Source organism: Photobacterium kishitanii (assembly GCF_003026355.1).
GTDB lineage: Bacteria > Pseudomonadota > Gammaproteobacteria > Enterobacterales > Vibrionaceae > Photobacterium > Photobacterium kishitanii.
The window spans coordinates 97,973-111,897 of the sequence record NZ_PYON01000009.1 but is presented as its reverse complement, the minus strand read 5'-3'; the positions used below and the strand labels follow the sequence as shown (position 1 = coordinate 111,897).

General features: G+C 41.1%; 10 protein-coding genes. 3 read left to right on the top strand and 7 right to left on the bottom strand.

Annotated features, from left to right (window positions below):
* Positions 1-31 precede the first annotated feature (31 nt).
* The 3 genes from folP to rlmE all read right to left on the bottom strand — a co-directional run bounded on the left by folP (position 32) and on the right by rlmE (position 3,557).
* Positions 32-865 (bottom strand): dihydropteroate synthase, encoded by an 834-nt coding sequence (folP, locus tag C0W29_RS12185; RefSeq protein ID WP_045045122.1) that lies wholly within the window; start codon positions 863-865, stop codon positions 32-34.
* A 69-nt stretch (positions 866-934) separates the two neighbouring features.
* Positions 935-2,878, bottom strand: coding sequence for an ATP-dependent zinc metalloprotease FtsH (gene ftsH, locus C0W29_RS12180; protein WP_036795982.1), 1,944 nt, complete (start codon positions 2,876-2,878; stop codon positions 935-937).
* A gap of 49 nt (positions 2,879-2,927) precedes the next feature.
* Positions 2,928-3,557: a 23S rRNA (uridine(2552)-2'-O)-methyltransferase RlmE gene (gene rlmE / locus C0W29_RS12175; protein WP_036795984.1), complete on the bottom strand. Its 630-nt coding sequence runs from the start codon at positions 3,555-3,557 to the stop codon at positions 2,928-2,930.
* A gap of 212 nt (positions 3,558-3,769) precedes the next feature.
* On the opposite strand from rlmE, the gene yhbY reads away from it, so the two are divergent.
* On the top strand, positions 3,770-4,066 hold the full coding sequence (gene yhbY / locus C0W29_RS12170; protein WP_036795986.1) for a ribosome assembly RNA-binding protein YhbY: 297 nt from the start codon (positions 3,770-3,772) through the stop codon (positions 4,064-4,066).
* Between the two features lie 147 nt (positions 4,067-4,213).
* Here the strand turns inward: yhbY and greA are convergent, their stop codons facing one another.
* A complete protein-coding gene (gene greA, locus C0W29_RS12165) occupies positions 4,214-4,687 on the bottom strand; it encodes a transcription elongation factor GreA (RefSeq protein ID WP_045042271.1) in 474 nt (157 codons plus the stop codon).
* Between the two features lie 608 nt (positions 4,688-5,295).
* Between greA and C0W29_RS12160 the strand changes: the two genes are divergently transcribed.
* Complete coding sequence (locus C0W29_RS12160) at positions 5,296-6,393, top strand: porin (RefSeq protein WP_045045121.1); 1,098 nt, start codon at positions 5,296-5,298, stop codon at positions 6,391-6,393.
* A gap of 157 nt (positions 6,394-6,550) precedes the next feature.
* Entirely contained in the window at positions 6,551-7,954 is a 1,404-nt protein-coding gene (gene dacB, locus C0W29_RS12155; protein WP_045045120.1) for a serine-type D-Ala-D-Ala carboxypeptidase, read from the top strand.
* A 134-nt stretch (positions 7,955-8,088) separates the two neighbouring features.
* Here dacB and C0W29_RS12150 read toward each other — a convergent pair whose 3' ends face one another.
* The 3 genes from C0W29_RS12150 to carA all read right to left on the bottom strand — a co-directional run bounded on the left by C0W29_RS12150 (position 8,089) and on the right by carA (position 13,861).
* Entirely contained in the window at positions 8,089-8,946 is an 858-nt protein-coding gene (locus tag C0W29_RS12150; protein ID WP_045045119.1) for a magnesium transporter, read from the bottom strand.
* Between the two features lie 539 nt (positions 8,947-9,485).
* On the bottom strand, positions 9,486-12,704 hold the full coding sequence (carB, locus tag C0W29_RS12145; protein ID WP_045045118.1) for a carbamoyl-phosphate synthase large subunit: 3,219 nt from the start codon (positions 12,702-12,704) through the stop codon (positions 9,486-9,488).
* Positions 12,705-12,721: 17 nt separating this feature from the next.
* Complete coding sequence (carA, locus tag C0W29_RS12140) at positions 12,722-13,861, bottom strand: glutamine-hydrolyzing carbamoyl-phosphate synthase small subunit (protein WP_045042266.1); 1,140 nt, start codon at positions 13,859-13,861, stop codon at positions 12,722-12,724.
* Between the last annotated feature and the right edge of the window lie 64 nt (positions 13,862-13,925).

Sequence of the window (13,925 nt, the reverse complement as noted above, 5' to 3'; positions counted from 1 at the left end):
AATCTTCCACTGTTATGAAATGACATCTAAACTATTTAGAATAATTTGCGACCATATTACAGATTTTAACAACATCAATTGTTTCTTTAACGTCATGAACACGAATTATTTGTGCCCCTTTCATTGCTGCAATCGTCGCACACGCTAAACTGCCAGCTAAACAATCACTGGGAGGGGTATTTAACAATTGCGATATCATCGATTTACGTGACATTCCTGCTAATAACGGCAATCCAAACTGATGAAATTGTTCAAGTTGCGCTAACAGCTGATAATTATGCGCCATTGTTTTACCAAATCCGAACCCCGGATCGAGTACTAACTGTTGCCGTGCAATACCATATTGCTCACAAGCTTGAATACGCTCGTGCAGAAATTGATTCACATCCGTGATCAGGTCGACATAATTCGGATCGGATTGCATTGTACGCGGTTGACCTTGCATATGCATCAAGCAGATAGGAACATTTGCTTTTGCTGCTGCTTCTAATGCTCCTGCTTCTTGTAATGCTCGCACATCATTAATTAAATCCGCTCCGGCATTAACAGCCTCCGTCATCACTTGTGCTTTACTGGTATCAATCGAAATCCAACAATCAAATCGCTGTCTAATTGCTTCTATTACTGGAATAACTCGAGCGAGCTCCATATCAAGATTAACATCAGCAGCGCCTGGACGAGTCGATTCACCACCAATATCAATCATCGCCGTACCCGCTGCGATCATTGACTCAACATGACGTAACGCACTCTCTAATTGATTATATTTACCACCATCAGAAAATGAGTCGGGTGTAATATTAACAATCCCCATCACTTGAGGCGTTGTAAGATCCAGTGTCTTACTTTTACTAATTAACATCATGTTATGGCTCCACAAATTTCAACAAAAAAAAACCCCGACCTAAGTCAGGGTTTTCTATTCACTTAGCAATTATGCTTGAGGCTTGCTATCTGTATCGTCTTTCTCAGATAGAGCATCAATACCATCGCCTACAGGCTCATCAGGAGCAAGTTCAGTTTCAGGTGCATTGCGTAGCGTATCACCATCGTCGATCCAACCTTTCGGTGGACGGATTTCAGATTTACGTTCCATCAAGTCATCAATCTGACCAGCATCAATGGTTTCATATTTCATCAATGCATCTTTCATAGCATGCATAATATCCATATTATCAACCAAAATTTGACGGGCACGTTGGTAGTTACGATCAATTAAAATACGTACTTCAGTATCAATCAACTTCGCTGTGTCATCCGACATATGCTTGCTTTGTGTTACTGAACGACCAAGGAATACTTCACCTTCGTCTTCTGCGTACAATAATGGGCCTAGCTTGTCAGAGAAACCCCACTGAGTCACCATCTTACGTGCAATATCAGTTGCACGTTCAATATCGTTCGATGCACCAGTTGATACTTTCTCACGACCATAGATAAGTTCTTCAGCAAGACGGCCACCGTAAAGACTTGAAATCATAGATTCTAAGAATTCACGCGAATGACTTACACGATCTTGCTCTGGTAAGTACATAGTCACACCAAGTGCACGACCACGTGGAATAATTGATACTTTGTACACTGGATCGTGATCCGGTACTAAACGACCAATAATTGCGTGACCAGCTTCATGGTATGCCGTTGATGCTTTTTGCTCTTCAGACATCACCATTGATTTACGCTCTGCGCCCATCATGATTTTGTCTTTTGCTAGTTCAAATTCAACCATTGATACTGTGCGTTTATCACCACGAGCTGCAAATAATGCTGCTTCGTTAACAAGGTTGGCTAAATCAGCGCCAGAGAAACCAGGTGTACCACGAGCAATCAATGATGGATTAACATCACCATCTAGCGGCACTTTACGCATGTGAACTTTAAGAATCTGCTCACGACCACGTACATCTGGAAGACCAACAACGACTTGACGGTCAAAACGGCCAGGACGAAGTAAGGCTGGGTCAAGTACATCAGGACGGTTAGTTGCGGCAATAACGATAATACCTTCATTACCTTCAAAACCATCCATTTCAACTAGCATCTGGTTTAGTGTTTGTTCACGTTCATCATGACCCCCACCAACACCAGCACCACGTTGACGACCTACCGCATCGATTTCATCGATAAAGATAATACAAGGCGCTGCTTTTTTCGCTTGTTCAAACATATCACGGACACGGGATGCACCCACACCGACAAACATTTCAACAAAGTCAGAGCCAGAAATAGTAAAGAACGGTACTTTTGCTTCACCAGCAATCGCTTTTGCCAGTAAGGTTTTACCCGTACCAGGAGGACCAACCATCAACACACCTGTTGGGATTTTACCACCTAGTTTCTGGAAGCGGCTTGGATCACGTAAGTAATCAACCAACTCTTTAACGTCTTCTTTGGCTTCATCACAACCCGCTACATCAGCAAACGTTGTTTTGATTTGGTCTTCACCCATCATGCGCGCTTTAGATTTGCCGAACGACATGGCACCTTTGCCACCACCGCCCTGCATTTGACGCATAAAGAAAATCCAAACACCAATAAGCAATAGCATTGGGAACCACGAAATGAAGATTGAAGCTAAAAGGCTTGGCTCTTCTGGTGGTGTACCTTGTACTTGTACGTTAGCGTTAATAAGATCGTCTAACAGCTTAGGATCATTTGCGACAGGTAAGTATGTTACATAGCTCGCATTATCACGTTTGGTTACAGTGATTTCACGATCATTGAATCGTACTTCCTTTATCTGATCCTGACCGATTTGACGGACAAATGTCGTATAATCGACTTGGCCCTTGGCACTATTACTGTTGGTTCCGAAACTCTGGAATACAGACATAAGAACAACTGCAATGACCAGCCATAAAATCAAGTTTTTTGCCATGTCACTCAAGGTGTTAACCTCGCGATAACTAAAAGATGAATGTAGATTACTACAGTTTGTAACCTGTAGCCACAATATAGACTTCACGCGAACGATCTCGCGAGGAATCTGGTTTACGAATTTTGACCACTTTAAACATGCTACGAATATCAGCGAGATATTGGTCGAAGCCTTCGCCTTGGAAAACTTTTACCGCAAAACTGCCATTCGGTGCAAGTACTTGTCGACACATATCTAATGCAAGTTCAACAAGGTACATAGCTCGAGGTTGGTCGGATGCAAGGTTACCACTCATATTAGGTGCCATATCAGACATTACCACATCAACCATATCTGGTTGAATGCGTGTTAATAAAGCCTCTAATACTGCTTCTTCACGGAAATCACCTTGAAGGAAATTAACCCCTGGTAGTGAATCCATCGGCAAAATATCACAAGCGATGACCTGTCCCTCATCACCTACAATTTCTGCCGCATACTGTGACCAACCGCCTGGTGCAGCACCAAGGTCAACCACTGTCATGCCTGGTTTTAATAATTTATCTTTATTTTGAATTTCTTCAATTTTAAAGAAAGCTCGCGAACGGTAACCCCGTTTTTGTGCTTCTTGTACATATTTATCGTCAAAATGTTCTTTTAACCACCGGCCTGAGCTAGCGGATTGTTTTTTTCTACTCATGATAAACCTAATGAGTTGCCATACTTAGTAAGTATACGTCGGCTAAAGACTTTATCGCACCTAATTCATTAGATTGCGCCCTAAAAATGTGCAGTGCAACATAATCACTGTAAATTTTCCGACTCTCATCTATTAAACAAATTAGTCTTCTAGAGTAGATGGCGGTAGAATGTCGCGTTTTCAACCCTTGTAACTAAAAAAATAGAGTCATAATGAATCTAAGCACAAAACAAAAGCAGTTCTTAAAAGGCCTAGCTCACAACTTAAAACCTGTGGTTCTAATGGGCGCTAACGGCCTTACTGAAGCTGTATTAGCTGAAATCGATTTAGCTTTAAATCACCATGAGCTTATTAAAGTAAAAGTAGCTTCTGAAGATCGTGAAACTAAATTGTTAATCGTCGACGCTATTATTCGCGAAACTAAAGCAGAAAAAGTACAGGTGATTGGTAAAACATTAGTGCTTTACCGTCAAACTGAAGATCGTAAAATCGAACTTCCTCGCAAATAAAAAAGGCCGCCTAGCGGCCTTTTTTATAGCCGTCGTTGGCAATAAACTGTTTTTTGCTAACGACAAACATTACCGTTACTAATTAAGGTAAGGCTTATTTGTCAAACATAGTCTATATTTTTGCTAACGACAAACTGCAATTAATCATTAAATGTATTGTACATCCATGATTTCAAATTCTTTTAAGCCACCTGGTGTTGTAATCTGTACTTCATCACCTGTTAACTTACCAATTAAACCACGCGCAATCGGTGAATTAACTGAAATTAAGTTTTGCTTAATATCGGCTTCATCATCACCCACAATGCAATAAGTCATTTCTTTATCACTATCTAAATCGAGTAATTTGATAGTCGTACCAAAAATAACTTTACCTGTATTGGCTAATGTTGTGACATCAATTACTTGTGCTACTGATAACTTATATTCGATATCACGAATTTGAGCTTCACAAATACCTTGTTCTTCACGCGCAGCATGGTATTCAGCGTTTTCTTTTAAGTCACCAAGTTCACGAGCTTCAGCAATAGCTTGAGAAATAAGCGGACGACGCTTCAACAATACCTCAAGTTCTTTGAGCAGCTTTTGTTCGCCGCGAACAGTCATTGGTACTTTTTCCATAAATAAATAACCTCTGTAACCTGATAGCGCTCGCCAATTTCAGGTAAATAGCGTCAGCCTAGCCCATAGCTAGTCTGACAGAATAAAAATGATTTGGTTTATTTTAAACAAAGATGACCAAGAGATCATCATTGATAAATGATAATCCGCATTTAACTGTTATTTATCTGCTAATTATTTTGTTACATCACTGACTCAAAAGCTCCAGTATTGCCATTAACGATAATATAAAATGAATCGCGCTTTATGTTAGCACTTACTCACCATTGTGACATTGGCGCTAACAACATCAAAACAGTTACAATTCAATCAAAATCAAAAAGCGCGTCAAATCACACTCTTACAAATAAAAACGTCATTTTTAAATATAAAAAAAACAATATTTTCTAAATAGAACTAAAATATAAAAAATAATTAGAACTTTTACTTATTTATATAACACACTGATAATAAACATTATAAAAGCAATAAAAAATCTAAAAAAGACCTATTTAAACTATTTTTCAGTTTTTTTTACTAACATATTACCAATGACACAAGTAAAAAGAACGCCATAGCATTTGGCATCAAAATGCAAACTATAAAAAAATCATATAAAGGATTCGGCAATGAACAAGAACCTAATTGCTCTAGCAGTAGCAGCAGCGACTTTCTCTGGCGCAGCATCAGCAGCAACAGTTTATTCAGACGACACTTCTAGCCTAGCTATTGGCGGCCGTGTAGAAGCTCGTGCTCTTTCTTCTGAGAATGGTACAACACAAGTATCAAAAGATCAGTTCAAGACTTATAAAGAATACAATCAAGCACTTGTTAATCAACATACAAGCAACGATGTAACTGATATCTCACGTGTACGTGTAAACATTGATGCTAAAACTCAAATCGCTGATGGCGTGCAGGGTATTGGTTACTTTGAGCGTGAGTTCACAGCAAATACTAATAACGATGAGAACCGTTACATCTATGCTGGTGTAAACAGTGATAAGTATGGCCAAATCGTTTACGGTAAAGCTGACGGCTCACTAGGTATGCTAACTGATTTCACTGATATCATGGCATACGCAGGTTCTGTTGTTGGTAGTTCTAAGCTAGCAGTAGCTGACCGTACATCAAATAACCTAGCTTACGCAGGTACATTCAACAACCTGACTTTCAAAGCGAACTACGTATTTGATGGTGCAGCGTACAATTCGACTACAGGTCAAAAAACAAACCAAAGCGGTTTCTCTACTGCTGCTAAATACGCTGTAGGTAATACAGGTCTTGCTCTTGGTGTGGGTTATGCTCAACAAAAAGATCAAACTGCAATCAATCAACCTGTAAACCAAACATCTAAGCAAACTTTCGCAGTAGCATCGTACACTGTAGGCGACCTATACTTCGGTGGTCTATACAAGTACGGTCACCGTGATGCAACTAACCTAGTGAATGGCGATGTAACTGATTCTCAAGGTTATGAATTCGCAGCAGCATACACTATGGGCAAAGCAGTATTTACTACTACTTACGGCTTCATGAAAGATGAGCGCAACACTAGCGGTGCTTACGATGAGTTAGCAAACGCACTATCTGTTGATGGTACTTACTACTTCAACAGCAACTTCCGTACTTACGCTTCTTACACATTCAACATGCTTGATAAGAACAAAGTAGGTAAAGTTGCAGCATCTGACCAAATTGTTCTTGGTGCTCGTTACGACTTCTAATCCTTACGATTAAAAGCGTACCCCAAAAAGCGTCGACCTTGGTCGGCGCTTTTTAGTATCTGATATTTGCTATAACGATATAATGGTGAGCTTTTTACTCAACCAATAAAAAAAGCTATTATTAGCGCTCATTTTATTTATACAAATATACCTAAAAATGCTTAAACGACTTATTTGTTCCGCCTTGCTGCTAACAAGCATGCCATCATTTGCAGCGTTTGCGCCTCAGCAAGCCCTCAAGCAATTGCCAACGGGTAGTGACGCCTCACTCCTCGTTGTTAACCCTGCGACTAACAAGATTATCTACCAGCACCAAGCAAGCCATCTGCAAGCCCCTGCAAGTACTCAAAAATTACTCACTGCACTCGCGGCTAAATTATATTTAGGTAATGACTTCCGTTTTAGCACCAACCTTGAAACTCAAGGTAATAATGTTATTTTAGATTTTAATGGTGATCCCACCTTAGAAAGCAGTGATATCGCCAACCTATTACGCCAACTCAAACAGCAAGGTACTAGTACTATCAAAGGTAACCTTTACCTTAACGGTGGTCATTTTACCGGGTTTGAGCATGCGGTGGGTTCACCGTGGGACATGCTAACACAATGCTATAGTGCACCATCAAGCAGCATTACTTTGGAACATAACTGCTTTGAAGGCGCGTTATATTCAAACATGGCTTTCGGTGCTAAAACACGCTTACATATTCCTAATCACCAGCCAGTCACAGCCACTAATGATGCGATTGTAGTAACTAAAGCGCAGCAAAAAGACCAATATTGTGAGCTATTACTACAAGCAAATGATAACAACAGCTATCATATAACGGGTTGTATTCAACCCAAAAAAGATCCATTAGCACTACGATTTGCCGTTCAGAATACCACGCTGTACTCTACTGCTATTATTAAGCGGGAATTAAAACGCGCAGGTATCCGTTTAGAGGGCAAGATTTTACGTAATGACACTATCAGCGGTAAGATTATTGCAACCCACCAGTCAGCACCATTAACGACGCTGCTATATATCATGCTTAAACGTTCTGATAATTTATTTGCCGATAACCTTGCTAAAACCATGGGTGCTAAATACTTTAATCAAGCGGGCAACTATGCTAATGGTGTCGCAGCCATCAAAGCTATTCTAAAACAAAAAGCCAACATTGATTTATCTAATACCATCATGGTTGATGGCTCAGGGCTTTCGCGTAATAACCGCTTAAACACTCATGATTTAATGGAAGTGCTTACTTATATTTATCATCATCCTAAACTCGGCTTAATTACCGATTTACCCGTAGCGGGTAAAAGTGGCACCCTTCAATACCGTAAAAGTGTTCTAAATGCGCCGTTAAAAGATCATATGATTGCTAAAACTGGCTCACTATTTGGCACCTATAACCTTGCTGGTATTCTGAAAACCAAATCGGGTGAACCATTATTATTTGTACAGTTAGTTACCAACTATTACCCAACTAAGGCTGAATTAAACGCCGATCCATTACCGCCAATCAATCAATTTGAAAAGCAGTACTATACTTCACTGTATAATAACTACTGATTGAAATTAGCGTGTTAATTGGCTAATAACCAAATGCAAAAAGCCCCATTTATCTGTCATCACTTAACGTGACAACCCGTAAATGGGGCTTTTCTATAACGGTATCAAATGTTTTATACTAACAACGACAACATTTAATGGCCTAAGCCAAGAATCCAATTAATAGTGCTAAAATAAATGACCATGCCAGTGATATCGACCATTGAAGCTAATACTGGGCTTACCAACACTGCCGGATCTAAGTTAAGTGCCCGCGCAACTAATGGTAATAGACCTCCGGCACTGGTTGATATAACGACTTGAATCGAAATAGCGACCCCAATCGCCAACGCCACCATATGTAATGTAATTCCAGCAGGTAACGCTACATGACCACTAAAGAATACCACTCGTCCAACGATCACCGCCGCTAACCCAAGCGCAATCACTAACGATACTCGAAACTCTTTCCATAATACTGCCAGCCAATCCCGAGCGCGGATTTCTTCCATTGCCAGTGCTCGTACGACTAATGTTGCTGCTTGTGAACCAGTATTACCACCAGCAGCGGCAATAACTGGCATATAAATAGCTAATAGTACCAATTGGCTTAATGTATTTTGATAATGCGAGATAATTAATCCAGAAATAATCCCCATTAAAGCTAAACCGACAATCCAACCAATACGCTCACGAACATGGTTAAAAACACTATTTTGTAAGTAGTGACCGACAGGCTCTACTTCAGAACAAATCAAGCCTAAGCCATTCGCTAATTGACGAACTTTAACGTCTTCTTTTAACTCATCAAGACGATCAAGCAATAATTGGACATGGCGCAAAGGGCATTCATGAAGCACCACTAACGCTTCAAGTAAGGGCATTTTTGCTAATAAATGTGCTTGCTCATCTAAATCATATTTTAGAAAAGCATTACGCACAGCCAATGCATCACGTTGGTCTAAATGAGCACTTGTTGCTGCAGCATAAGCTGCAAAATTCATTACTGTCATGGCGGTTTTCCCGGTTAACTGATACTCAAAAAAGAGTAATAAGTAGCGACCGTCACAATTTAAATTTTAATACCATCCCCTCGCAGGCATAACATTAGCCCTACTGATAATAGCAGCCATTAAAAACTGATACTGATAGCATTAATAATAAAAATTGCACTTAAATATAAACGGGAAAATCGAGGAAAAATGTCGTGGATAAATGATTACACTAAAAAGAAAGACATATTATTCCGAGCCTGGCAGCACGGAAACGTAACGCATACCGTTGCTAGACTTGATTTTCCACCATCATACTCGGGGGCTGGTCGGTATCGTTCACTTATGTCTCCAAAAATATATCGCTTACTGCGACGCCTGCATTGTACGCTATTGATGTATCGCTGCAACCCAATCAAACCTTATATAAAGCAAAAATTTAATTGCACCTACGATCAAATAGTAACTGCTACGTCATGATGTAATATAGCTATAATTAAAAAGGCCAAGCACTTTCATGCTCGGCCTTTATCACAATCAAAAGTAGTATCGAAATACGCTTACTTAATCATGGCATGCAGTTCTTGAATCGAGGTTACAGTATTACGGTCATCTGCAGTATGTGCCAAACAAGTCGCAAAACCAGCATTCAAGGTAGTGGTGTAATTCACTTTCTCAGCCAAAGCACTGCGACGAAGTATTTTAGAATCCTCAATCGCTTGACGACCTTCAGCAGTGTTAACAATGTAGGTATATTCATTATTCTTAATACGGTCAAGAATATGAGGACGACCTTCGTGAACTTTATTTACCAAGCGTGGATTAATACCCGCTTCACCAAGAATCACCGCAGTACCGTGAGTTGCATCTAGCTGGTAGCCAAGTTTAATCAACTTAGACGCTAAATCAACCACGCGCTTCTTATCACCTTCGCGAACAGAAAGTAGTGCACGTCCTGATGATGGGTACTCTTTACCACAGCCTAGTTCAGCCTTAGCAAATGCTTCAGCAAACGTATTACCAATTCCCATTACTTCACCTGTTGAGCGCATTTCAGGGCCTAACAGTGGGTCAACACCTGGGAACTTGTTAAACGGTAATACCACTTCTTTCACTGAATAGTATGGTGGAATGATTTCTTTAGTAAAACCTTGCGACTCAAGTGATTGACCAGCCATTACACGAGCTGCGATTTTTGCAACCGCCACACCTGTTGCTTTTGATACAAATGGTACTGTACGCGCGGCACGAGGGTTAACTTCAATTAAGTAAACTTCGTTATCTTTAACTGCGAACTGAGTATTCATCAAACCACGAACACCTAATTCAAACGCCAAATTCTTCACTTGTTCACGCATGACATCTTGAATGTCTTTGCTTAGCGTATAAGCTGGCAATGAACATGCTGAGTCACCAGAGTGAACACCGGCTTGCTCAATGTGCTCCATGATGCCAGCAATAACCACTTGCTCACCATCACAAATCGCATCGACATCAACTTCAATCGCATCATCAAGGAAACGGTCAAGCAATACTGGTGATTCGTTGGAAACACTCACTGCTTCGTTAAAGTAACGACGTAAGTCTTGCTCATCGTACACAATTTCCATCGCACGACCACCTAGTACATAGGATGGGCGCACAACTAATGGGAAACCGATGATTTTTGACTTCTCAATCGCCTGTTCCATCGTGGTCACTGTTGCGTTTTCTGGTTGTAGCAAACCTAAGCGGTCAACAGCTTGTTGAAAACGCTCACGGTCTTCAGCACGGTCAATCGCATCAGGGCTAGTACCAATAATTGGCACACCAGCAGCTTCAAGTGCACGTGCTAATTTAAGTGGTGTTTGACCACCGTATTGAACGATAACACCTTTAGGCTTTTCAACACGAGCAATCGCAAGTACATCTTCCAGTGTTACTGGTTCAAAGTACAAACGGTCAGAGGTATCGTAATCTGTTGATACAGTCTCTGGGTTACAGTTAACCATAATGGTTTCGTAACCGTCTTCACGTAATGCTAATGATGCATGTACACAACAGTAATCAAATTCAATTCCCTGACCAATACGGTTAGGACCGCCACCTAGAATCATGATTTTGTCTTTGGTGGTTGGGTTCGCTTCACATTCTTCATCATATGATGAGTACATGTAAGCGGTGTCTGATGAGAACTCAGCCGCACAGGTATCAACACGCTTGTATACAGGATGAATATCGAATTGGTCACGCAATTTGCGAATTTCGCTTTCAGCAACCCCAACCAATTTAGCTAACCGAGCATCACCAAAACCTTTACGCTTTAATGCGCGCAGTGATTGCTCATTAAGACCTGCAAAACCAGCAGCTTTAACACGTGCTTCATCTTTAATGATATCTTCGATTTGAACCAAGAACCAACGGTCAATATTGGTTAGGTTAAAGATACCGTCAACTGACATACCAGCACGGAAAGCATCACCGATATACCAAATACGATCAGCACCCGCGACTTTTAATTCATAACGAATTTTGCTCATTGCATCAGGTTCATCAAGATCAACCATCTCGTCAAAACCATTAGCGCCAACTTCTAGGCCACGTAGTGCTTTATGCAATGACTCTTGTTGGTTACGACCAATCGCCATCACTTCGCCGACCGACTTCATCTGGGTAGTTAGACGGTCATTTGCACCCGCAAACTTTTCAAAGTTAAAGCGCGGGATCTTAGTTACAACATAATCGATAGTCGGTTCAAATGAGGCTGGTGTTGCGCCACCAGTGATATCATTCATTAATTCATCAAGAGTGAAGCCAATCGCTAATTTCGCCGCAATTTTAGCAATTGGGAAACCCGTTGCTTTTGACGCTAGCGCTGATGAGCGTGATACACGTGGGTTCATCTCGATGATAACCATACGGCCATCTTCAGGGTTAATACCAAACTGAACGTTTGAACCACCCGTTTCAACACCAATTTCACGTAATACTGCTAACGATGCATTACGCATTAGCTGGTATTCTTTATCTGTTAGTGTTTGCGCTGGTGCTACTGTGATTGAGTCACCAGTATGAATGCCCATTGGATCAAAGTTTTCAATCGCACACACGATGATGCAGTTATCGTTCTTATCACGAACAACTTCCATCTCGTATTCTTTCCAGCCAATCAAAGATTCATCAATCAACAATTCACTGGTTGGTGATAAATCTAAGCCGCGCGAACAGATCTCTTCAAATTCTTCTTTATTGTATGCAATACCGCCACCGGTACCACCCATCGTAAATGACGGACGAATAATACAAGGAAAACCAACCATATCGAGCACTTTATAGGCTTCTTCCATGGTGGTTGCAGTATCTGCGCGTGGACATTCAAGGCCAATCGCTTTCATTGCTTTATCGAAACGTGAACGGTTTTCAGCTTTATCAATTGCGTCAGCTGTTGCGCCAATCATTTCGACATTAAATTCTTTTAATACGCCATACTTTTCAAGATCTAACGCACAGTTAAGCGCAGTTTGGCCACCCATCGTAGGTAATACTGCATCAGGACGTTCTTTTTCAATGATCTTGCGTACCACTTCCCAGTGAATAGGCTCAATGTATGTTGCATCCGCCATATCAGGATCGGTCATGATAGTTGCTGGATTCGAGTTTACCAGAATAACGCGGTAACCCTCTTCACGTAGCGCTTTACATGCTTGTGCACCTGAGTAGTCAAATTCACACGCTTGACCGATAACAATCGGACCAGCACCTAAGATTAATACACTTTTAATGTCAGTACGTTTTGGCATTTTTTACTACTCCCGGCTTAGGCGCTGTGTTTCTTGATTAATTCGATGAAATGATCAAATAGTGGTGCTGCATCGTGTGGACCAGGGCTTGCTTCTGGGTGGCCTTGGAAACTAAATGCAGGCTTGTCGGTACGATGGATACCTTGTAGAGAGCCATCAAACAGGGATTTATGCGTTGCGCGTAGGTTATCAGGTAATGTTGCTTCATCAGCGGCAAAACCGTGGTTCTGACTAGTAATCATTACCACATCACGCTCAAGATCTTTTACTGGGTGGTTAGCACCATGGTGACCGAATTTCATTTTCACTGTTTGAGCACCACTAGCTAATGCTAGGATTTGATGACCAAGACAGATACCAAAAATCGGTAAGCCTTTTTCTAAAAATACTTTGGTCGCTTCAATTGCGTAAGTACATGGCGCTGGATCACCAGGACCATTAGATAAGAAGATACCATTAGGGTTAAGCGCTAGTACTTCTTCTGCTGTTGTTTGTGCAGGTACGACCGTTAAACGACAACCGCGGTCAACAAGCATGCGCAGAATATTACGTTTAGCACCGAAATCATAAGCCACAACATGATACGGTAACTCACTGTCATCTTTCGCAGCGGGTAAACCGCCGGTTAATGTCCATGAACCTTGCTTCCAGCTATACGTTTCAGCTGTGGTCACTTCTTTGGCTAAATCCATACCTTTAAGGCCAGGAAATGCTTGGGCTTGGGCTAATGCAGCCGCTTCATCAAGGTTGTTACCAGCAATAACACAACCGTTTTGAGCACCTTTCTCACGTAAAATACGAGTTAACTTACGGGTATCAATGTCAGCGATGCCAACGATATTTTGTGATTTAAGATAGTCAGAAAGGGATTGTTCACTGCGGAAGTTGGAAGCGATAAGAGGAAGATCACGAATTACTAAGCCTTGGGCATGAATTGCTGTTGATTCTTCGTCTTCGGTATTAGTACCAGTGTTGCCAATATGAGGATAAGTAAGAGTAACGATCTGTTGCGAGTAAGAGGGGTCAGTGAGGATTTCCTGGTACCCCGTCATCGAGGTATTAAAAACAACTTCACCAACAGCCGAACCATCTGCCCCAATGGACACGCCGCGGAACACTGTCCCATCTTCAAGGACTAACAGCGCAGATTTGCTCAAGACAACCTCCAAAAAATAAAAATGCAATTAAAACAGATAAAGTTGCAACTACCCATTCCATTTA